Consider the following 20,739-nt stretch of genomic DNA (forward strand, 5'->3'; position numbering starts at 1 on the left):
CTGGACAAAGGCTGCGCAAACCATGAGAAAAGCCCAGTTTTGACCCCCGAAGGGGGGAGTAGATCGATCTGTCTGGGGGTCAGGGCGCCCGCTGAGCCCGCACTCCCAGCACGACCAGCGGCACCAGCACGAGCAGAGCGAGGGCGTTCAGCGCTGGGAAACCGCCCCACGCCAGAATGACGCCCGCCACCGCCGCGGATGCCGCGGCGGCCAGGTTCATCGCGGCATCCGTCGCGCCCTGCAACGGCACGCGCACCGCAGGCTCGACGGACTCGGTGAGCTGCGCAGAACCACCGATCATGCCGGCCGACCAGCCGAGGCCGAGCAGCCCGAGCGCGATCGGCACGGCGATCATGTTGTCGGATGGCACCGTGATTCCGATGACGGCCGCGGCGGTGAAGATCACGACAGCCAGCGCGATCACCCGGCCGGACCCCCAGCGGTCGGCCAGCCACCCCATCAGCGGACTCGCGCCGTACATGCCGAGGATGTGGATGCTGATCACGAGCGCCTGCAGGCTGAGCGAGAGCCCGTGTTCGTGCATGGTGACGGGCGTCATCACCATCACGCCGACCATGACCGTGTGCGAACAGATGATCGCGACCACGCCGACGGCCGCCCGCGGGGAACGCATCGCAATGCGGAGCGCCTCGACGGTGCGCACGCGCGTGGTGACCTCGGCCTCGCCCGCGGCATCGGCTGCCAGCCGACCGGCCGGCGGTGTGCGCAGCAGCACTGCCGCCAGCAGTGCGGATGCCGCGAAGGCGACAGCCGAGAACACGAACGGCCCGGCCAGGGGCTCGAAGCCGAGGGAGGCGCCCAGCTCGGCGCCGAGCGTGGAGAGATTCGGGCCGGCAACCGAGCCGAGCGTCGTCGCCCAGAGCACGAGCGACATCGAGCGGGCCTCGTAACCGGGCGACGCGACTTCGGTCGCCGCGAAACGCGCCTGCAGACCGGAGGCGCTGGCGGCACCGAAGGCGCCGAGGCCGAGGAAGAGCAGCGGCAGGATTCCGGTGATCGCGGCCGCCAGCACGAGCAGCGCGCCGAGAAAGGCGAAGGCGTAGCCGCTGGCCAGCGCCCAGTGCCGGCCGACGGTGACGGCGAGCCTGGCCATCGGAATGGCGACGAGGCCGGCGCCCAAAACGCTCGAGGTTTGAGCGAGGCCCGCCAGGGTGACGGTTCCGGTGAGCTCCCGGGCGAGGATGCCGCCGACCGCGATGCCCGAGGCGACTCCGACTCCGGCGAGCAGCTGGTTCACGATCAGGATGCTGAGCGGCACCCAACCGTGGTGCCGGCTGAGCCGCTTCGCGCCAACAGTCACTGGATCGGTCATGTCGCTCCTACGGATAGACGGGGGCGGGCGGCAGCCCGAAGAACTCCTCGAGCGTCGTGATGCCCGTGTTGTGCATCTCGGTGGCGAGATCGACGCCGATGTAGCGGAAGTGCCACGGCTCGAAGTCGTAGCCGGTGACCGCGGTCTTGTCGGCCGGGTAGCGCAGCAGGAAACCGTATTGCCAGGCGTTGTCGCGCAACCAGACGCCCTCGGCCATGTCGCCGAAGCACTGGTAGATGCGGCACTCCCCCGTCGGCGTGGCGATGTCGACCGTCAGCCCGGTCTGGTGCTCGCTGTAGCCGGGACGGGCGGTGAGATTGTCGTCGCCGGCATAGATCGCCGTCTGTTCGGCAAAACTGCGGTAGGCGCTTGCCGCGATGATCGAGACGCCTTGCGCGGCAGCGGCATCGGCCATCACGGTGAAGGCGGCGGCCGGCTCGGCGCGCATCTGCCCGCCCGGCAGCGACACGAGATCGGCCGGCGCGTAATCGGCCGGATTCAACGGGCGCAGCTTGTTGACGACGAGCCAGATGCTGTTCGGGTCATCGATCGAATGCGCGGATTTGTCGAAGCTCGGCACGAGGGCCGGCTCGGCCGGAACATCCGGAGTCGGCCTGGTCTCCTCCGGGGTCGGCGTCGCGCTCGGGGTCTCGCTGACGGATGCCGCAGGCAGCGCCTCGTCGGTGCCGGCCGAGCTGGCCGCTCCGATCGCGATCGCTGCGATGACGACGACCACGATTCCCGCGGCGGCTGCGATGGTTCGCCGCTGCCGCACGCGGCGTGATGGCCGGGCGGTGCGACGGGGAATTGACACGGGGAAAGCGTAACGCGTCGCGCTGAGAGCGCGGGACTCACTGGATTACTGCCGCGAATGCGGACGAGCTGCGCGCGGCCCTAGGAGTCGTGAGAGCGCTCTCTTGACAACGACCCGATCAGGTCCTTATCATCGGAACACGTTCGTGAGAGCGCTCTCACGACATTGCGAGAGAGCGCTCTCTGCGTGACTTGACAGTGCAGTATCCCGATAACAACCCCACGCACACAAAGGAGTGACCGTGAAGTTCTCACGACGCACAACCATCGCCGCGGCCGTCGCCGGCGCGGCATCCATCGCCCTGCTCGCAAGCGGCTGTTCCACCGGAGCCGGTAGCTCGGGTGAATCCGGTGACGACAAGGTCGAGCTGACCATCACCACCTTCGGAACCTTCGGCTACGACGAGCTCTACAAGCAGTACGAGTCCGAGAACCCGAACGTGACGATCACCGCCACGAACATCGACACCGGCGGAAACGCCCGCACCGACACCTTCACCAAGATCGCCGCGGGCTCCGGCCTCTCCGACATCGTCGCCCTCGAGGAGGGCTGGCTCGGCTCCGTGATGGAGGTCTCCGACCAGTTCGTCGACCTGCGCGACTACGGCGTCGACGACCGCAAGGCCGACTGGATCGACTGGAAGTTCGCCCAGGGCACCGACGCCGACGGCCGCGTGATCGGCTACGGCACCGACATCGGCCCCGTCGGCCTCTGCTACAACGGAAAGCTGTTCGAGGCCGCCGGCCTGCCGAGCGACCGCGCGGAGGTCGCGACGCTCTTCGGCGGTGCAGACGCCACGTGGGACAAGTACTTCGAGGTCGGCAACCAGTACAAGGCCGCCACCGGCAAAGCCTGGTACGACCAGTCCGGATTCGTCTGGAACTCGATGGTCAACCAGCTGCCAGAGGGCTACTACACGGCCGACGGTGAACTGAACGTCGAGGGCAACACCGCGCTGCAGGATCGTTGGGGCCAGCTCGCCGGCGCCGCGGCCGACGGCCTCTCGGCCGCGCAGGCGCAGTGGGACTGGAACGGCGGCAAGTCGTTCACCGACGGCACCTTCGCCACCTTCGTCTGCCCGGGCTGGATGCTCGGTGTCGTGCAGGGCAACACCGAGGCCGGCGGCGGCGACGCCACCACCGGCTGGGACTTCGCCGACGTCTACCCCGGCGGCGCTGTCAACTGGGGCGGCGCGTTCCTGGCCATCCCCGAGACGTCCGAGCACAAGGAAGAGGCGGCCAAGCTCGCTTCCTGGCTGACCGAGGCAGAGCAGCAGCTCGGCCAGTTCGCGGCAGCCGGCGCGTTCCCGAGCACCGGCGCAGCCCAGGAGGAACTCGCCGCCAGCGGTGAGCCGAACGCCTTCTTCAACGACGCACCTGTCGGCGCCATCCTCGCCGGTCGCTCAGAGGGCGTCGTCGCCCAGTTCAAGGGACCGGACGACTCCGTCATCCAGGAGAACGTCTTCGGCCCGGTCACGCAGAAGCTCGACAGCGGCGAAGCCGACGCGCAGAGCGGCTGGGACGAGGCGATCAGCCTGCTGAACGAGCTCGTCGAGTAGTTCAGAGACAACACCCTCAGCAACACAACCGGGGTCCCCGATGAGCTCCTTATCGGGGACCCCTCCCATTACCTGCACGCCCGCATCGGAATCGGACACACGATGACCTCCACCATCCAGCGGCCACCGGCCCCTCTCGACAGCCATCAGGCGGACCAGCCGCCGGCGCGGAAGAGTTTGCGCCAGCGCTTCAGCCGGCTCGACAACCACGCATCGCCCTACCTCTACATCTCGCCATTCTTCGTGCTGTTCGGGCTCGTCGGCCTTTTCCCGCTGCTGTACACGCTCGTCGTCTCATTGCACGATTGGGATCTGCTGCAGGGTCAGGGCGCCTTCGTCGGCCTGGCGAACTTCGGCGAGGTCCTCACCGACCGCTTCTTCTGGAACTCGATCTTCAACACGGTGAGCATCTTCCTGCTCTCCGCGATCCCGCAGATCTTCATCGCCCTGGTTCTGGCCGCGATCCTCGACCAGAACCTGCGGGCCAAGACGTTCTGGCGGATGAGCGTGCTCCTCCCCTATGTCGTCACCCCCGTCGCGGTCGCCCTCATCTTCTCGAGCATCTTCAACGAGCAGTCCGGCCTCGCGAACAACCTGCTCGGCCTCATCGGCATCGACCCGATCGCGTGGAAGCACGACGTCTTCGCCAGCCACTTCGCCATCGCCACGATGGTCAACTGGCGCTGGACCGGCTACAACGCCCTCATCCTGCTCGCGGCCATGCAGGCCGTTCCGCGCGACATCTACGAGTCGGCCGCGATCGACGGAGCGGGCGCCGTGCGCCGCTTCTTCTCGTTGACGATCCCCAGCATCCGCCCCACCCTCGTCTTCGTCGTGATCACCGCGACGATCGGTGGCCTCCAGATCTTCACCGAGCCGAAGCTCTTCGACGCGTCATCCGCCGGCGGCATCGGCGGCGCCGACCGCCAGTTCCAGACCACCGTGCTCTACCTCTGGGAGATGGCCTTCTTCCGGCAGAACCTCGGCGAGGCTTCGGCGATCGCCTGGCTGCTGTTCCTGCTCATCGTCATCATCGGCCTGTTCAACTTCCTGCTCTCGCGCCGCATCGCGAGCGGCGAGCAGAAGGTCGCCGACCGGCGCACCCGCAAGGCGTTGCAGCGGCACACGACGGATGCCGCATCCGTTCGCCCCGCTGCCGAGCAGCCGGGCGGCGACCACCACCAAGGAGACCGCGCATGAGCGCCACCCTGCAGCACAGCCCCGCCCCCACCGCGGAACGACCCCAGCAGCCCCGCCGCCGCAAGCTGCGCTTCGGCGCCGGTGCCGGCGACCGCCCCGGCTTCCTCCTCTACGGCCTGCTCGGCGCCTTCGTGCTCGCCACCGCCTACCCGCTCTGGTGGTCGTTCGTCGTCGGCAGCGGCACCAATGCGACTCGCGGCGAGACGCTGCCGTTGCTGCCGGGCGGCAACTTCCTCAGCAACGCGGCGATCGTGCTGGACGCGATCCCCTTCTGGAAGGCGCTCGGCAACAGCCTGATCGTCTCGCTCGTCATCACCATCTCGGTCGTGACGTTCTCGACGCTCGCCGGCTATGCATTCGCCAAGCTCCGCTTCCGCGGCCGTGACGGCCTCATGGTGTTTGTGATCGCGACCATGGCGATCCCGACCCAGCTCGGCATCATTCCGCTGTTCATGGTGATGCGCCAGCTCGGCTGGACGGGCGAACTCGGCGCCGTGATCGTGCCGATGCTCGTCACCGCCTTCGGTGTCTTCTTCATGCGGCAGTACCTCGTCGACGTCATCCCGGATGAGTTGATCGAGGCGGCGCGCGTGGATGGGGCCGGCCAGTTCCGCACCTTCCTCACCGTGGCCGTGCCCGCGGCGAGGCCGGCCATGGCGATCCTCGGCCTGTTCACCTTCATGATGGCGTGGACCGACTACCTGTGGCCGTTGATCGTGCTGAACCCGGGCAACCCGACGCTGCAGACCGCGCTCGGCCAGCTGCAGTCCGGCTACTACATCGACTACTCGATCGTGCTGACCGGCGCGGTCATGGCGACCATCCCGCTGCTCATCCTCTTCGTGGTGGCGGGCAAACAACTCATCTCAGGAATCATGCAAGGAGCAGTGAAGGGCTGATGACGAATCACTTTCCCCCGACGTTCATCTGGGGGTCGGCGACTGCCGCGGCCCAAATCGAGGGTGCCGGACACCTGGGCGGCAAGGAGGACTCCATCTGGGATGCCTTCGCGCGCGTTCCCGGCGCCGTCGCCAACGGCGAGACTCCGGAGGTCGCGGTGGATCACTACCACCGTGTGCCGCAAGACGTCGCGATCATGAAGCAGCTCGGCCTCGACTCCTACCGCTTCTCGACGAGCTGGGCGCGCATCGTGCCCGGTGGGCGCACGGTGAACCGGGAGGGCCTCGACTTCTACTCGCGGCTCGTCGACGAACTGCAGGGCGCCGGCATCCTGCCCTGGCTCACCCTGTACCACTGGGACCTGCCGCAGGGCATCGAGGAGCAGGGCGGCTGGGCCGCACGCGACACCGCCTCCCGCTTCGCCGACTACGCCGAGGCCGTCTACGGCGCGCTCGGCGACCGGGTCACGAACTGGACGACCTTCAACGAGCCCTTCTGCTCGTCGATCCTCGGTTACGGGGCCGGCGTGCACGCGCCGGGGCGGCAGGACCCTGCCGCAACGGTCGCGGCCATCCACCACCAACACCTCGCCCACGGCCTCGCCGTGAACCGGCTGCGCGAGCTCTCGGCCGCGCGGGCGGAGCCGCTGCAGATCGGCATCACGCTGAACCTCAGCAACGCGATCCCGCTGGATGCCGGCGATCCGGTCGACCTCGATGCCGCCCGGCGCTTCGACCTGCTGCAGAACCGCATCTTCCTCGAGCCGATCGTCACCGGCCGTTACCCGGAGGACGCCTTCAGCGATCTGGAGCAGTTCGGCATCCGCGACGTCATCAAGCAGGGCGACCTCGAGGTCATCGCCGCGCCGATCGACTTCCTCGGCGTCAACCACTACCACGACGACCAGGTCAGCGGGCACCCGGATGCGACCGGAACCGACGGGCACTCCGGTGCGACCGACCGCGCCATCAGCTCGCCGTGGATCGGCTCCGAGCACATCACCTTCCCCAGCCGCGGCCTGCCGCGCACGGCGATGAACTGGGAGGTGAACCCCGCCGGGCTCACCACCCTGCTGCTGCGCCTCGGCCGCGAATACCCCCAGCTGCCGCCGCTGTTCGTCACCGAGAACGGCGCGGCATACGACGACGTCGTTGCCGAGGACGGCGCGGTGCACGACCAGGAGCGCACCGCCTTCGTGCAGGCCCACGTCGACGCCATCGCCGAGGCGATCGCCGGCGGCGCCGATGTCCGCGGCTACTTCGTCTGGTCGCTGCTCGACAACTTCGAGTGGTCGTGGGGCTACGACAAGCGTTTCGGCATCGTTCGGGTGGATTACGAGACCCAGGAGCGCACGATCAAGGACAGCGGCCTCGCCTACCGCGAGATCATCGCACGGGCGAAGGCGGGTGCCGCCGATTCGCTTCCCGAAGCCTTCGCCGCATCCGTTTCCGCTCTTTCCGAGCGCGTCGGCTGAGGCGCACTAGGGTGGATTCCACAGACCACCGTGGGAGGCAGCGATGAGCGCACAGCTCGGTGACAAGCCGGTGCCGACGCTGGAAATGGTGGCGGCTCGCTCCGGCGTGTCACGCGCCACCGTTTCCCGCGTCGTCAATGGCTCGCTCACGGTCACACCCGACATCGTCGAGGCCGTGAACCGGGCGATCGCCGAGCTCAACTACGTGCCGAATCGCGCCGCCCGCATGCTGGCGAGCCGGCGCACTCAGGCGATCGCCCTGATCGTGCCGGAATCCTCGGCCAAGGTGTTCGCCGACCCCTTCTTCGCCCAGCTCGTGCAGGGCGTCGCGCTGCACCTGGCCGACACCGAGTACACGCTCACCATGCTGATCGAGTCGGAGAAGAACTCGGAGAAGACCAGGCGCTACCTGCTCGGCGGCAACGTCGACGGCGCCCTCGTCGTCTCGCACCACACCGGCGACCACTCCTACGCGCGGCTGAGCGGCAGCCTGCCCGTCGTCTACGGTGGTCGGCCGCTGCTGCCGGAAGACGGCGAGACGCTCTACATCGACGTCGACAACTCCGGCGGCGCCGCCACGGCGACGGAACACCTGATCGGACTCGGCCGCACCCGGATCGCCACGATCGCCGGCCCCGTCGACATGCCGCCCGGCGTCGATCGACTGATCGGCTGGCGGCGGGTGATGGAGGAGCGCGGGCTCGACGACTCGCTCGTCGAGCAGGGCGACTTCACCTTGGCATCCGGTGCGGAGGCGATGCGCAGGCTGCTGGCGCGCGATCCCCAGATCGACGCCGTCTTCGCGGCGAACGACCAGATGGCGGCGGGGGCATACCAGGCCATCGCCGAGGCCGGTCGACGCGTTCCGGACGACGTTGCCGTCGTCGGCTTCGACGACAACTACTTCGCCGAGACGGCGACCCCGCAGCTCACGACAGTGCACCAGCCGGCGGTCGAGATGGGAGCCGCGATGGCGGCGCTGCTCGTGCAGGTGATCGAGGGCAAGCCCTATGAGCCGCACTCCGTGCTGACGACGACGCTCGTGCGCCGCGCCTCGGCGTAGCCGGCATCCGCACCGACCATGAACTCCTCCCCCAGCATCGGCCTCGCGACAGCAGAGGACATCGCCGGCATCCTCGAGGTGCAGGAGGCCAACCAGGAGGAATCGGGCGGCACGCTCTCCGCACGCTTCTCGGCCGACTGGTTCGCGCAGGCCATTGCGAACGAATGGATCATCGTGGCCAGGGACGATGGGCGCATCGCCGGCTACGTCGCATTCACGCCCCGCGAGGCACAGGCACACATCCCGATCATCCAGACCATGCTGCGCTCCGGCACGAAAGAGGACGCCTACCTCCACGGACCGATCTGTGTCGCGGAGGACTACCGCAGACAAGGGCTGGCGAACGGGCTGTTCACGGCAGAACGCGAACACATGAATCATGCGGCCGTGTGCACGTTCATCCGCGAGGACAACCGGGCTTCGCTGGCGGCGCACGTGCGGATGGGGATGACAGAGGCGACGAGCTTCGAGCACAACGGCGTGCGCTACGTCGTGCTCGAGGCTGCGCCGTAACCGATTACTCGAAGGTGACGGTCTCCAGGGCGGCGAAGCGCACGCGCATCGTGTCGATCGCGGCCTGATTCTGGTCGATCAGCACGAAGTTCCGGCCGAGATCGACCGCGACGGCGCCGGTCGTCCCGCTGCCCGCGAAGAAGTCGAGCACGGTGTCGCCCTCGCGCGATGACGCCTGGATGATGCGCCGCAGGATGCCGGCCGGCTTCTGCGTCGGGTAGCCGGTCTTCTCTCTTCCGGTCGGCGAGACGATCGTGTGCCACCAGACATCCGTGGGCAGCTTGCCGCGTTCGGCCTTCTCCGGGGTCACGAGGCCGGGGGCCATGTACGGCTCCCGATCGACCGTTGTCGAATCGAAGTAGTAGGCAGCCGGGTTCTTCACGTAGACGAGGATCGTGTCGTGCTTCGTCGGCCAGCGACTCTTCGACTTCGCGCCGTAGTCGTAGGCCCAGATGATCTCGTTGAGGAAGCACTCCCGGCCGAACAGCGCGTCGAGCAGCACCTTCGCGTAGTGCGCCTCACGGTAGTCCAGGTGCAGGTAGAGCGTGCCGTCATCCGCGAGCAGGCGCCACGCCTCAAGCAGGCGCGGTTCCAGAAACTGCCAGTAGTCCTCGAAGCGGTCGTCGTAGCGCATCAGGTCACCGCGGATGCGCTCGTAGAACTGCCCCTTGAAGCCACTCACGGCGCCGGCCGCGTGGGCACCGTCGGCGTCCGGCTTGCTGCGCACGCTCGTGCTCGTCGCCCGGCTCTGCGAACGCCCCGTGTTGAACGGTGGGTCCAGGTAGATCAGCGTGAACGACTCGTCGGCGAACCCGGAGAGCACGGCGAGGTTGTCGGCATGGATCACCCGACCGCTGGGCGGTGCGCTCGGCCCCGTGACCTCGGGGTCGGGAGCGGCAGATTCGGGCATCCGCCCAGTCTAGGCATCCTCATGCCGCACTCAGTTTTCTCGAGCGGCTCCTTGCTACTCTGACGGCATCGCAGTCCTGCGCCGAACCCCCTTCTGAGGAGTCCCCCGTGAACTGTCCCATCGACAACGCCCAGCTCGTGATGAGTGAGCGCTCCGGCATCGAGATCGACTACTGCCCGCAGTGCCGTGGCGTCTGGCTCGACCGTGGCGAGCTCGACAAGATCATCGAACGCTCCTTCGGCGCGGCACCGGCCCAGCCGGCCCCCGCGCAGCAGGCCCCGGCGCAGCCCGCCTACCCGGCGCAGCCCGCTCAGCAGGGCTACCAGCAGCAGCCCGGATACCAGCAGCAGCCGCAGCAGGGCTTCAACCCGCGCGAGCTGTTCGGCAGCGGCCAGGGCACCGACCAGTACGGCCGCAAGCGCAAGAAGGAAAGCTGGCTGAGCGAGCTCTTCGACTAGAAGTTGTCTTGGCTGCTCCCCCACGCTGGCTTGAGGGAGCAGCCGAGGAACGAGGCCGCCCCCGAAGCCCTGAGCGTCTGACCGGATCGGGTCGCCCGGATGCCGTGGCCGCGGTGTCGGCGGACCCGCTCAGGGCTTCGCGTGCCGGCCGCCTCGATCAGCGGATGCTCAGTCGGCGGCGGCCGCTACGGCACGCGGTTGAGCCACTCCTCCGTGCCGAACTTGCTCTCGACGAGCTCCTCCGCTGCCGCGTACTCGGCATCCGTCAGCTCGCCGGGGGTCGCGCCGTAGAGCCCGGCGAAGGTCTCCTTCATGCGCTCGATGATCTCGTCGCGGCTGAGCCCGGTCTGGCTGCGCAGCGGGTCGACGCGCTTGGCGGCGCTGGCGATGCCCTTGTCGCTGAGCTTTTCGCGGCCGATGCGCAGCACCTGAGTCATGACGTCGCCGTCCATGTCGTAGCTCATCGTCACGTGGTGGAGCACGCCGCCGTTGCCGAGGCGCTTCTGGGCGGCCCCGCCGATCTTGCCCTTCGGGCTCGTGATGTCGTTGAGCGGCTGGTAGCTCGCCTCAATGCCGAGTGACTGCAGCGCCTGCAGCACCCAGGAGTCGAGGAAGGCGTAGGAGTCGGCGAAGCTCATGCCGCCGACGAGGGATGCCGGCACGTAGAGCGAATAGGTGATGATGGCGCCCTTCTCCATCATCATGGCGCCGCCGCCCGAGATGCGGCGCACGACCTCGTAGCCATGCGCGGCAGCGCCCTCCGGGTCGACCTCGTTCTTCAGCGACTGGAAGCTGCCGATCACGACGGCCGACTCGTCCCACTCCCAGATGCGCAGCAGCGGGCCGCGCACACCGTCTCCAATCTCGGTGGCGAGCACCTCGTCCAGCGCCAGGTGCATCGCCGGCGAGACGGCCTTGGCGTGCACGATCTGCCAGTCGTAGTCGCCCCAGCTGGTCGCGGCGGAGAGCGCGCGGCGGATGGCGACGGCCACCCCCTCTGCCGAGAAACCGAGCAGCACGGCATCCGTCGGCAGCGCCAGCTTCACCGCGGCGGCGTAGCTGGCGGCGTCGGCGTTGGCCGACATACCCTCGATGCCGGCGTTGACGGCGTCGAGCGCCTCGTCGGGCTCGAGGAAGAAGTCACCGGCGAGCCGGAATCCCCTGATCGCACCCTCGACGACCTCGAAGTCGACGACGACAAGCTTGCCGCCAGGAACCTTGTATTCACCATGCACGGCTTCAGCCTACGACTGCCTGCGCGAACCGTCGGCCGGAGTTTCGGTCGACGCGCCGACAGAACCGGCCACTGCGACGGCGCGGCGCCCGAAACACCGGTTGAGCGCACGCCGGCAACTGCGACGGCGGAGGTTGATGCGCGCGTCAGTCGCGCGCCGGCATCCGTTCGTCGAGCCACGCGATCGTGTCGACCATCACCTCTGTGCGGTTGATTTCGTTGAAGATCTCGTGCCGGGCACCCGGGTAGACGATGAGGGTCACATCGGTGAGCCCGGATCGGGCCCGGTAGGCCTCGACAAGCCTGAGCGCGCTCTTCTCGGCGCCGAGCGAGTCGTCATCCCCGACCTGCACGAGCAGCGGCAGATCGGGCAGGTTGCGCGCAGGGCGGCCGAGCAGGCGCAGCGTGTCGATGGGGCCGAAGAGCTTCATCAGCGGGGTGGTCGTGGTGAGCGGGTCGGCGAGGAAGGCGCTGTGCACCGCGGGGTCGCGGCTCAGCCACTCCACCCCGGTCGTGCCGAGGTGGGTGTGCCTGCGGTTGAGGTCGCCGCCCTCCATGGAGCCGAACATGCGATACGCGGTGCCGGTGAGGATCACGGCGTCGTAGTCATCGGCGTGCTTGTTCACGAGGATCTGCGACATCAGCGAACCCCAGGAGTGCCCGAGCAGGACCAGTGGCAGACCGGGGTGCTCCGCCCGGGCCTCGGCCGTGATGATGCCGGTGAACTGGTGCAGCGCGTCGATCGTGGCGCGCAGCCCGCCGGGGCCGAGTCTGCCCATGCGGTCGAGGTCGCCGCCGTGCTGCTCGAAACCGGTGCGGCCGTGGCCCCGGTGATCGTCGGCGTAGACCGAGTAGCCGGCCGTGTTCAGCGCGCCGACCAGCTCCAGATAGCGCAGCGCGTGCTCGCCGACGCCGTGCGCCAGCTGGATCACGGCCCGCGGATTCGGCACAGGCCATGAGTAGTAGTGGATGTGCACGCCGTGCGCATCGGTGTAGGTGCGGCTCGGAATCTCGATGTCGCTGCTCGGCTGGCCCATGCGGCCATTCTGGCAGGCGCGGGCTGCATGAGCGAGAGGCGCGGCTGCACGGCCGAGATTCCGGGTTCCGGCACACCCGGTATTTCAATTTTACTTAGCATGGCTAATGAGCTATGCTAACGAATCGTGGCCAAGACTATTGCAGAGCAGAGCTCAGACGTACGCATGGCCACCCTTCGACTCGCGCGCAGGCTGCGGGCCGAGAAAGCCGACGACGATCTCAGCGACGGGCAGTTCTCTGTCCTCGCCGCGCTCTACGTTCACGGGCACCACACGCTCGGCGCACTCGCGGAGCGCGAACACATCTCGTCGCCATCGATGAACCGCACCGTCAACTGCCTCGAGGGCCTGGGCTACCTCGTCCGCGAGGCCGACGCCGAAGACCGCCGCAAGGTCAACATCAGCCTCACGGAGGCCGGCCACACCGTGGTCACAGAAACAGTCAAGAAGCGCGACCGCTGGCTCACCCGCCAAATGCGGGAGCTCAGCAGCGAAGAGCGGGCCACCCTGGCATCCGCCGCCGAAATCCTCAGGAGATTAGCCACCCAGTGAGTGCCATGTTCCGCTCCCTCTCGAATTACAACTACCGCGTCTGGTTCATCGGCGCGCTGGTCTCCAACGTGGGTGCGTGGATGCAGGCGACGACTCAGAACTGGGTCGTGCTCACTCAACTCACCGACAATGACGCCGTGGCCGTGGGAATCACGATGGCCCTGCAGTTCGGGCCGCAGCTCGTGCTGGTGCCGATCACCGGCCTGATCGCCGACCGTTTCGACCGGCGCACGATCCTCTTCTTCACGCAATCAGCGCTCATGGTGCTCGGCACCGCGCTCGGTCTGCTCCTGTTGCTCGGCCACGCAGAGCTCTGGCACCTCTACCTCTTCGCGCTGCTGCTCGGAATCGTGAACGCCATCGACGGACCCGCCCGCCAGACCTTCGTCTCCGATCTGGTCAGCGAACACAACATGGCCAATGCGGTCGCCCTCAACTCGGCCTCCTTCAACGCCGCCCGCCTCATCGGCCCGGCCATCGCCGGCTTCCTCATCGTGCTCATCGGCTCCGGCTGGGTGTTCATCGTCAATGCATTCAGCTTCATCGGCGTGCTCATCGCCCTCGCCATGCTCAACTCGAGCAGACTGCGCCGGATGCCGCGGGCTCCCCGCTCCCGCGGGCAGTTCGTCGAGGGCTTCCGCTACGTCTCGAAGCGGCCGGACCTCATCGTCGTGTTCATCATCGTGTTCCTCGTCGGTGCCTTCGCCATGAACTTCCCGATCGTCGCCTCGACCATGGCCGTCGAATTCGGGGAGGGGGCCGGTGAGTACGGCCTGCTCTCGTCGATCCTCGCGATCGGCTCACTGTCGGGTGCCCTGCTCGCCGCGCGGCGCGAACGGGCCCGTTTCGGCGTGATCATCATCGCCGTCGGCGGCCTCGGCGTCGCCTCACTCCTGTCGGCGCTGATGCCCACCTTCTGGACCTTCGCCTTCTCCCTCATCTTCATCGGCTTCTCCGCCGTCACCATGCTCACCACCGCGAACGGCTTCGTGCAGACCACGACCGAGCCGGCCGTGCGTGGCCGCGTGATGGCGCTCTACATGGCGATCCTGATGGGTGGAACTCCCGTCGGCGCCCCGATCGTCGGCTGGGTCGCCAACGCGATGGGCCCGCGCTGGGCGCTGGGCGTCGCGGCGGTCGCCGGAATCGTCGGATTCGCCATCGGCGTCGCCTGGCTCGTCATCGCCCACGAACTGCGCCTGCAGCCACACCCGCAGGCCCGTTGGCGCCTCGTGTTGACGCACAGCGCGCGCCCACTCAGCGCCGTCATCGAGGCGGAGTCGCTCGACGGCCGCATCGACGGGGTGCGGATGCCGGTGCCGACAACGACCACGCCGATCGCTGTGGTCAGCGAGAACCGGGTCACGTCGGAGGACTTCTCCGAGCAGATTGCGCTCACCTCACCGATCCCGCTGCCGAAGTTCCAGCGCGAGCGCACCGATTCCGAGTCCGGATCTACGGAACGCGCCGGCCGCCGCTAACGGCGAGAGCCCGCAGGGCGCGTGACGTAGCGCGGAGCCACCGCGATACGCTCGAAGCATGAGCGCTGCGGCATCCGCCACCCCCGAATCCCTGTCACCACTCGTCGTCAGCCTGCCGGGCGCGGCCCTGCGCACGGCACTCGGGTCAGTACCGGACAGCGTTGAGCTGGTCGAGTGGGACATGAAGGGCCCGGCGCCGCTCCCCCACATCGACATCGTCGTGCAGCCGTACATGGGCGCGACGCCGCTGCTCGCGAACCTCGCCGGCACGACCACTCGCCTCGTTCAGAGCCAGTCGATCGGCTACGACGGGGTGGTCGATGTACTGCCGCCCGGGCACGTCTTCGCCAACGCTGCTTCCGTGCACGAGACATCGACCGCCGAGCTCACCCTCGCCCTCATCCTGGCGTCGCAGCGTGGAATCCCGGACTTCGTGCGGGCCGCCGGCGAGGGCCGCTGGGCACCGGCCCGGCACGCCAGCCTCGCCGACCGCACCGTGCTGATCATCGGCTACGGCGGTGTCGGGCAGGCGATCGAGGCCAGGCTCGTGCCGTTCGAGGTGAACGTCGTGCGCGTGGCATCCACGGCCCGCCAGGGCGAGACCGGCCCCATCCACGGCATCGATGAGCTGCCGGAGCTGCTGCCGCACGCCGACATCGTCGTCGTGGGCGTTCCGCTCAGCGAGCGCACCCACCACCTGATCGACGACGCCTTCCTCGCCGCGATGCCGGACGGCGCGCTGCTCGTGAACATCGCGCGCGGTCCCGTTGCCGACACGGCGGCGCTGCTCGCTCACGCCGGCAGCGGCCGCCTGCGTCTGGCTTTGGACGTGACCGATCCTGAGCCTCTGCCCGCCGGACACCCGCTGTTCGCGATGCCGAACGTGTTGATCTCCCCGCACGTCGGCGGAGCGTCGACGGCGATGATGCCGCGGATGGCGCGCCTGCTCTCCGATCAGATCGAGCGGATGCTGCGGGGCGAGGACCCGCGCAACGTCGTCGTCCGCAGCTAGCTCAGAGCGCGCGGCTCCGTCACGTGCGCTCGACTCCGGCGCGTGCGCTCGGCCGGAGATCTGGTCGACACGCGGCACGGTGTGGCGGCTCCGGCGGCGCGTCGCCCGGATCCCCGGCCGACGGCACACGGCCAGTTGCCGATTGCCGGTTGCCGGTTGCCGAATGCCGGCCTCAGCCTGCCGTCGAGGCCCGCACGACGAGCTCGGGCTGGAACACGATCTGCTCGCGTACGAACTCCGTGCCGCCGGCCGCTTCACGAAGCAACAGATCGACGGCGGTTGAACCGATGAGCGTGCTCGGCTGCCGAATCGAGCTGAGTGGTACCACCGTGGCGGCGGCGAAGTCGATGTCGTCGTATCCGATCAGCGCGACATCCTGTGGCACCCGCACCTCGCCGAGCATCGTCAGCGCCTGCAGGATTCCGACCGCGAGCAGATCGTTCGCGGCGAACACGGCCTCGGGCCTGGCGAACGCGGCCCGGTCGCGTAGCGCGTCGCCGACGGCCCGCCCGTGCAGCACGGTGAGGCCATCGGAATCGATCACCTCGAGGCTCGCGCCGTAGACCTCGTCGACGGCGTTCTGCGCCCCTCGGAGACGGTCGGACACCTGCCGGATGCTGTTCGGCCCGCCAACGAAGGCGATGCGGCGCCGACCGAGGTCGAGCAGGTGCCGCACGGCCAGATAACCGCCGGCGACGTCGTCGACGGAGACGGAGGAGAATTCCTGCGCGCCATCCTGCCGGTCGACCAGCACGACTGCGGTTCCGCGCTCGCGCAGCGTGCGCAGTCGACTCAGGTCTTCGCTCAGAGGCGAGATGAGCACGCCGTGCACGCGCTGCTCTTGGAACAGGTCGACGTAGGCGGCCTCTCGCTCCGGCTTCTCGTCGCTGTTTCCGAGCAGCACGGAGAGCGCACCCTCGGCGGCGCGATCTTCTGCGCCACGGGCGACGTCGGTGAAGAACGGATTGCGCACGTCGAGCACGATCAGACCGATGCTGTGGCTCTGCCCGGCACGGAGCTGTCTGGCCGCCTCATTGCGCACGAAGCCGAGTTCTGCCACGGCGCGTTGCACGCGCTCCACAGTGACGGGCGACACCTTCTCTGGCCTGTTCAGAACGTTTGAGACGGTCCCAACGGAGACGCCGGCCAAAGCCGCGACCTCGCGAACGCTCACAGTCACTCGATCAACCCTCCAGATTGCGACGCGACGAGGGCACACGTCGACTCATCGAATACTAGGCCACGGTTGCGCGCTGCCCTGAAACGACTCAACCTCGGTGTCGAGCAGCACGAAGCCGAATGGTTCGAGCGTGAACTCGCGGGCAGCGAGGACGCCGTCGTCCGTCGGACACGACAGCTCGCTGCAGCCCAGGACAACTCCGCTCGGGACCGGCACCGTCGCCGACGCCGCTCCGTGATTGATCACTGCCACGACATCGCCGCGCCGAATCGCCTCGACCATGGGCGGCAGCCCGGCGAGCACCGGCTCGACACCGCTCTCGGCCACAAGGTGCTCCGCGATGAGTGCGCAGCCGGCATCATCGGGGATCGTCGCCAGGTAGTACGCGGCGCCGTCACCGTGTCGATTGACGGTGAATGCCGCGTCGCCGTCGCGGCGACCGCCAGTGAACGCCCCCAGTTGGGTCGCTCCATCGAGGTGGATCTCTTCGGCCAGCAGCGTGCCGGTGACGACCCCGAGCGGTGAGCTGAATGGCGCGAAGACCTGTCCGGGTCCCGTTGCTGCTGCCGGCGATGAGGACGAGTCGCCTGCAGACGCAGCTGTTGCGACCGCAGCACCCGGCGCGACCAGCGCGCCGAAGTCCTCGAGCCGGATCCCGAGTGCCTCTCCGAGCTGAGTGAGATAGCCACCGTCCCTGAACGCGTCGTTCTCGTCGACGACGTCGGAGAACGCGGTGACGAGCAGGTGCCCGCCCCCCTCGACGTAGGAGAGCAGATTCGCAGCATCCACGGACGTCAGCAGGTAGAGCTGGGGTGCGATGACGGCCTTGTACCGACCCAGTTCTGCTCCGGGATGCACGATGTCGAGCTGCACGTTCATGCGGTGGAAAGCCGCATACCACCGCTGCACCAACGCGGGGTAGTCCAGCGCTGTTGGGTGGTCCGGGTTGTCGATCGCCCACCAGTTCTGCCAGTCGAAGACCAGCGCCACCGTGGCGTCCCTGGCACCGACGGGTAGCTGCGGCAGAGCGCCAAGCGCGGCGCCAAGCGCCGTCACCTCGCGCCAGGTGCGCGTATCCGTCCCAGCCTGCGGCAGCATCGCGGAGTGGAACTTCTCGCTCCCGGCCCGTGATTGCCGCCACTGGAAGAACAGCACTCCGTCGGCTCCACGCGCGACCGCCTGCATGCTGAGCGCGGCCATCTGGCCAGGTGCCTTGGGGGCGTTCGTCGGCCGCCAGTTCAACGCGCTGGTCGCCTGCTCCATCAGGATCCACGGTACGTCCGGCTTGAAGGAGCGCATCAGGTCGCGGGCGAACGCCGCGGAACGGAACGACTCGGGGTCATTGGGATCCGGATAGCAATCGTCGCTGATGATGTCCATCTCCGCGGCCCACCGCCAGTAGTCGGCAGGCGGGAACGCGCCCATGAAGTTGGTGGTGACGGGCTGAGTTGCGCCGGCAGCCCGGATAATTCGCTTCTCCATCCGATAGAGCTCAAGCAGCGTGTCGGAGGTGAAACGCTTGAAGTCGAGTTGCCCGGCCGGGTTTCGGCTGTACGGCGCCTTGCGCGGCGGAACGATCTGCTCGAAGTCCGTGTAGAGCTGCGACCAGAAGGCCGTTCCCCACGCCGCGTTCAGCGCATCAATGGTCGAATACTTGGCACGCAGCCAATCGCGGAAGGCGTGCATCGCATTGTCGGAGTAGTCGTAGTGCAGGTGACAGCCATACTCGTTGTTGACGTGCCACATCACAATCGCGGGGTGCTCGGCGTACCGCTCAACGAGAGCGGTGACGAGTTCTGACGCGAGCCGCCGGTAGACCGGTGAGCTCGGGGCGTAGGCCTGGCGGCTGCCCGGCCAGAACACGGTGCCGTCCTCGTCGCGAGGAAGCATCTCCGGGTATGCGGATGTGGCCCATGGCGGCGGTGAAGCCGTTGCCGTCGCGAGGTCGACGGCGATTCCGCCAGCGTGCAACAGTTCAATCACCGTGTCGAGCCACTCCCAGTCGAAGACGCCCTCCGCCGGCTGGATGCGCGACCAGGCGAAGATGCCGATGCTCACCATCGTGACCCCGGCCTCGCGCATCTTGGCGACATCGTCGTGCCAGGTCTCCTCCGGCCACTGCTCTGGGTTGTAATCGCCGCCGTAGTACATGAAAATCGACTCTCCGTCGCTGCGCTGAAACGTTCTGGCTGGGCGCGCTGAGCACCCGCAATCACCATACATGAATCGATTCATGAGAGTGTGGTGAGGCGTCGATTTTCGGCGGCGGCGTTGCGACAACGGTCGGAACCAGCACGCGCGACGCCAGAAAGGCACAACGTCATGAGCTCCTCCCCCACCCGCGTCTGCTTCCACCTGCAGGTGAAACCCCACCGCCTGGCCGAGTACGCGGAACGCCATGCTGCCGTCTGGCCAGACATGCTTCTCGCGATCGAGGCTGCGGGGAGGAGGAACTACTCACTGTTCCTGCGCGAAGACGGGCTGTTGATCGGGTACTACGAGACGGATGACGATGCAGCCGCGCAGGCTGCACTCGAAGCCGACCTGCGTACCGCCGCGTGGGAGGCACAGATGAGCGAATTCTTCGTCACCCTCGGCGGCCGCCCTGATCAGAGTGCCCCCCGACTCGCCGAGGTATTCAACCTCGAGGACCAGCTCACGGCCATTGTGGCGGCCGACTGAGCCAGGCCCTTCCCACCGGTCCCCCGGCGCAGGACTTGAGTATTGCGCTACTTTCGCGCATCATTGAAACGATTCAGAACACCCACAACGGAAAGCGGCTTTTCATGACCACCTTCGACTCCATCGCCGGCCAGCTCGACGGCCAGGCCATCGAGCTTCCCTCGTGGGCGTTCGGCAACTCGGGCACCCGCTTCAAGGTGTTCGCCACCCCTGGCACTCCGCGCACGATCCAGGAAAAGCTCACGGATGCCGCCCAGGTGCACAAGCTCACCGGGCTCGCGCCGACCGTGGCCCTGCACATCCCGTGGGACAAGGTCGAGGACTACAGCGCGCTCCGCGACTTCGCGGCCGGCGTCGGCGTCGAGCTCGGGACAATCAACTCGAACACGTTCCAGGACGACGACTACAAGTTCGGCAGCCTCACCCACACGGATGCAGCGGTTCGCCAGAAGGCCATCGACCACCACTTCGAGTGCATCGACATCATGCACGCCACCGGCTCGAGCGATCTGAAGATCTGGCTCGCCGACGGCACCAACTACCCGGGGCAGGGCGACATCCGCGGCCGCCAGGACCGCCTCGCCGAGTCGCTGCGGGCCATCTACGACCGGCTTGGCGACGAGCAGCGCCTCGTGCTCGAGTACAAGTTCTTCGAGCCGGCGTTCTACCACACCGATGTTCCCGACTGGGGAACCAGCTACGCGCACGTGGCCGCCCTCGGCGAGAAGGCATTCGTCTGCCTCGACACCGGCCACCACGCGCCCGGCACGAACATCGAGTTCATCGTCGCCCAGCTGCTGCGCCTCGGCAAGCTCGGCTCCTTCGACTTCAACTCGCGCTTCTACGCCGATGACGACCTGATCGTTGGCGCCGCCGATCCGTTCCAGCTGTTCCGCATCATGTACGAGGTCGTGCGCGGAGGCGGCTACGCCCCGGCTGCCGAGAGCGGCACATCGCCCGTCGCGTTCATGCTCGACCAGTGCCACAACGTCGAAGACAAGATCCCCGGACAGATCCGCTCCGTGCTCAACGTGCAGGAGATGACGGCGCGCGCGCTGCTCGTGGACCGGGCCGCTCTGGATGCCGCGCAGAACGCCGGCGATGTTCTCGGCGCCAACGCCATCATGATGGACGCGTTCTACACCGATGTGCGCGGGCCGCTCGCCGCGTGGCGCGAGTCCCGGCAGCTTCCGGCCGACCCGATGGCCGCCTATGCGGCATCCGGCTACCAGGCCCAGATCGCGGCCGAGCGCGTCGGCGGCACCCAGTCGAGCTGGGGCGCGTAGCACGCAACGCTCCAGCAACGAGAGTGCAGAATACGCTCCGCATCCGCGCGAT

19 protein-coding genes are annotated in these 20,739 nt (G+C 67.8%); 12 read left to right on the forward strand and 7 right to left on the reverse strand.

Annotated features, from left to right (window positions below; all coding sequences use genetic code 11):
* Nucleotides 1–79: 79 nt before the first annotated feature.
* Nucleotides 80–1,333, reverse strand: a complete 1,254-nt coding sequence (locus ASC66_RS14260) for an MFS transporter (RefSeq protein WP_055840891.1) — start codon at nt 1,331–1,333, stop codon at nt 80–82.
* 7 nt (nt 1,334–1,340) lie between these two features.
* On the reverse strand, nt 1,341–2,147 hold the full coding sequence (locus ASC66_RS14265; RefSeq protein ID WP_157509812.1) for a M15 family metallopeptidase: 807 nt from the start codon (nt 2,145–2,147) through the stop codon (nt 1,341–1,343).
* 241 nt (nt 2,148–2,388) lie between these two features.
* Here ASC66_RS14265 and ASC66_RS14270 point away from each other — a divergent pair, with 241 nt between their 5' ends.
* From ASC66_RS14270 to ASC66_RS14295, 6 genes are all read left to right on the forward strand, one after another.
* Complete coding sequence (locus ASC66_RS14270; RefSeq protein ID WP_055840897.1) at nt 2,389–3,705, forward strand: ABC transporter substrate-binding protein; 1,317 nt, start codon at nt 2,389–2,391, stop codon at nt 3,703–3,705.
* Nucleotides 3,706–3,807: 102 nt separating this feature from the next.
* Entirely contained in the window at nt 3,808–4,905 is a 1,098-nt protein-coding gene (locus tag ASC66_RS14275; RefSeq protein WP_055840900.1) for a carbohydrate ABC transporter permease, read from the forward strand.
* Complete coding sequence (locus tag ASC66_RS14280) at nt 4,902–5,804, forward strand: carbohydrate ABC transporter permease (RefSeq protein WP_055840903.1); 903 nt, start codon at nt 4,902–4,904, stop codon at nt 5,802–5,804. Before ASC66_RS14275 ends, ASC66_RS14280 begins: the two co-directional genes overlap by 4 nt.
* Nucleotides 5,804–7,279, forward strand: coding sequence for a GH1 family beta-glucosidase (locus ASC66_RS14285; RefSeq protein ID WP_055840906.1), 1,476 nt, complete (start codon nt 5,804–5,806; stop codon nt 7,277–7,279). Before ASC66_RS14280 ends, ASC66_RS14285 begins: the two co-directional genes overlap by 1 nt.
* A 43-nt stretch (nt 7,280–7,322) precedes the next feature.
* Nucleotides 7,323–8,342, forward strand: coding sequence for a LacI family DNA-binding transcriptional regulator (locus ASC66_RS14290; protein ID WP_055840909.1), 1,020 nt, complete (start codon nt 7,323–7,325; stop codon nt 8,340–8,342).
* A gap of 18 nt (nt 8,343–8,360) precedes the next feature.
* On the forward strand, nt 8,361–8,855 hold the full coding sequence (locus tag ASC66_RS14295; protein WP_055840911.1) for a GNAT family N-acetyltransferase: 495 nt from the start codon (nt 8,361–8,363) through the stop codon (nt 8,853–8,855).
* Between the two features lie 4 nt (nt 8,856–8,859).
* On the opposite strand, the gene ASC66_RS14300 is transcribed toward ASC66_RS14295, so the two are convergent.
* Nucleotides 8,860–9,765 (reverse strand): DNA-methyltransferase, encoded by a 906-nt coding sequence (locus ASC66_RS14300; protein WP_055840914.1) that lies wholly within the window; start codon nt 9,763–9,765, stop codon nt 8,860–8,862.
* Between the two features lie 107 nt (nt 9,766–9,872).
* Here ASC66_RS14300 and ASC66_RS14305 point away from each other — a divergent pair, with 107 nt between their 5' ends.
* Nucleotides 9,873–10,223: a TFIIB-type zinc ribbon-containing protein gene (locus ASC66_RS14305; RefSeq protein WP_055840917.1), complete on the forward strand. Its 351-nt coding sequence runs from the start codon at nt 9,873–9,875 to the stop codon at nt 10,221–10,223.
* A gap of 185 nt (nt 10,224–10,408) precedes the next feature.
* Here ASC66_RS14305 and lplAB read toward each other — a convergent pair whose 3' ends face one another.
* Nucleotides 10,409–11,458 (reverse strand): lipoate-protein ligase LplAB, encoded by a 1,050-nt coding sequence (lplAB, locus tag ASC66_RS14310; RefSeq protein WP_055840920.1) that lies wholly within the window; start codon nt 11,456–11,458, stop codon nt 10,409–10,411.
* Nucleotides 11,459–11,603: 145 nt separating this feature from the next.
* Nucleotides 11,604–12,494, reverse strand: coding sequence for an alpha/beta fold hydrolase (locus tag ASC66_RS14315; RefSeq protein ID WP_055840922.1), 891 nt, complete (start codon nt 12,492–12,494; stop codon nt 11,604–11,606).
* A gap of 126 nt (nt 12,495–12,620) precedes the next feature.
* Between ASC66_RS14315 and ASC66_RS14320 the strand changes: the two genes are divergently transcribed.
* The 3 genes from ASC66_RS14320 to ASC66_RS14330 are packed head-to-tail and all read left to right on the forward strand — an operon-like array spanning nt 12,621 to nt 15,539.
* Nucleotides 12,621–13,046, forward strand: coding sequence for a MarR family winged helix-turn-helix transcriptional regulator (locus ASC66_RS14320; RefSeq protein WP_341273539.1), 426 nt, complete (start codon nt 12,621–12,623; stop codon nt 13,044–13,046).
* A 5-nt stretch (nt 13,047–13,051) separates the two neighbouring features.
* Nucleotides 13,052–14,527 carry an MFS transporter gene (locus tag ASC66_RS14325; protein ID WP_055840928.1) on the forward strand — a complete coding sequence of 492 codons (1,476 nt, stop codon included), beginning with the start codon at nt 13,052–13,054 and terminating at the stop codon, nt 14,525–14,527.
* 58 nt (nt 14,528–14,585) lie between these two features.
* Complete coding sequence (locus tag ASC66_RS14330; RefSeq protein WP_157509813.1) at nt 14,586–15,539, forward strand: 2-hydroxyacid dehydrogenase; 954 nt, start codon at nt 14,586–14,588, stop codon at nt 15,537–15,539.
* A 172-nt stretch (nt 15,540–15,711) separates the two neighbouring features.
* Here ASC66_RS14330 and ASC66_RS14335 read toward each other — a convergent pair whose 3' ends face one another.
* Together ASC66_RS14335 and ASC66_RS14340 are read right to left on the reverse strand one after the other, a co-directional pair.
* Complete coding sequence (locus tag ASC66_RS14335) at nt 15,712–16,719, reverse strand: LacI family DNA-binding transcriptional regulator (protein WP_055840931.1); 1,008 nt, start codon at nt 16,717–16,719, stop codon at nt 15,712–15,714.
* A gap of 45 nt (nt 16,720–16,764) precedes the next feature.
* Nucleotides 16,765–18,870, reverse strand: coding sequence for a beta-galactosidase (locus ASC66_RS14340; protein ID WP_055840934.1), 2,106 nt, complete (start codon nt 18,868–18,870; stop codon nt 16,765–16,767).
* A gap of 171 nt (nt 18,871–19,041) precedes the next feature.
* Here ASC66_RS14340 and ASC66_RS14345 point away from each other — a divergent pair, with 171 nt between their 5' ends.
* Together ASC66_RS14345 and rhaI are read left to right on the forward strand one after the other, a co-directional pair.
* Nucleotides 19,042–19,401 (forward strand): L-rhamnose mutarotase, encoded by a 360-nt coding sequence (locus ASC66_RS14345; RefSeq protein WP_055840937.1) that lies wholly within the window; start codon nt 19,042–19,044, stop codon nt 19,399–19,401.
* A gap of 104 nt (nt 19,402–19,505) precedes the next feature.
* Entirely contained in the window at nt 19,506–20,687 is a 1,182-nt protein-coding gene (gene rhaI, locus ASC66_RS14350; RefSeq protein WP_055840940.1) for an L-rhamnose isomerase, read from the forward strand.
* The last annotated feature ends 52 nt before the right edge of the window (nt 20,688–20,739 follow it).

The organism is Leifsonia sp. Root4 (assembly GCF_001425085.1).
Classification (GTDB): domain Bacteria; phylum Actinomycetota; class Actinomycetes; order Actinomycetales; family Microbacteriaceae; genus Microterricola.

Excerpts from the sequence above, each read along its gene's own strand:
- ASC66_RS14260 (WP_055840891.1), bottom strand. The coding sequence starts at position 1,333 with ATGACCGATCCAGTGACTGTTGGCGCGAAGCGGCTCAGCCGGCACCAC.
- ASC66_RS14275 (WP_055840900.1), top strand. The coding sequence starts at position 3,808 with ATGACCTCCACCATCCAGCGGCCACCGGCCCCTCTCGACAGCCATCAG.
- ASC66_RS14280 (WP_055840903.1), top strand. The coding sequence starts at position 4,902 with ATGAGCGCCACCCTGCAGCACAGCCCCGCCCCCACCGCGGAACGACCC.
- ASC66_RS14285 (WP_055840906.1), top strand. The coding sequence starts at position 5,804 with ATGACGAATCACTTTCCCCCGACGTTCATCTGGGGGTCGGCGACTGCC.
- ASC66_RS14290 (WP_055840909.1), top strand. The coding sequence starts at position 7,323 with ATGAGCGCACAGCTCGGTGACAAGCCGGTGCCGACGCTGGAAATGGTG.
- ASC66_RS14295 (WP_055840911.1), top strand. The coding sequence starts at position 8,361 with ATGAACTCCTCCCCCAGCATCGGCCTCGCGACAGCAGAGGACATCGCC.
- ASC66_RS14300 (WP_055840914.1), bottom strand. The coding sequence starts at position 9,765 with ATGCCCGAATCTGCCGCTCCCGACCCCGAGGTCACGGGGCCGAGCGCA.
- ASC66_RS14315 (WP_055840922.1), bottom strand. The coding sequence starts at position 12,494 with ATGGGCCAGCCGAGCAGCGACATCGAGATTCCGAGCCGCACCTACACC.
- ASC66_RS14325 (WP_055840928.1), top strand. The coding sequence starts at position 13,052 with ATGTTCCGCTCCCTCTCGAATTACAACTACCGCGTCTGGTTCATCGGC.
- ASC66_RS14330 (WP_157509813.1), top strand. The coding sequence starts at position 14,586 with ATGAGCGCTGCGGCATCCGCCACCCCCGAATCCCTGTCACCACTCGTC.
- ASC66_RS14340 (WP_055840934.1), bottom strand. The coding sequence starts at position 18,870 with ATGTACTACGGCGGCGATTACAACCCAGAGCAGTGGCCGGAGGAGACC.
- ASC66_RS14345 (WP_055840937.1), top strand. The coding sequence starts at position 19,042 with ATGAGCTCCTCCCCCACCCGCGTCTGCTTCCACCTGCAGGTGAAACCC.
- rhaI (WP_055840940.1), top strand. The coding sequence starts at position 19,506 with ATGACCACCTTCGACTCCATCGCCGGCCAGCTCGACGGCCAGGCCATC.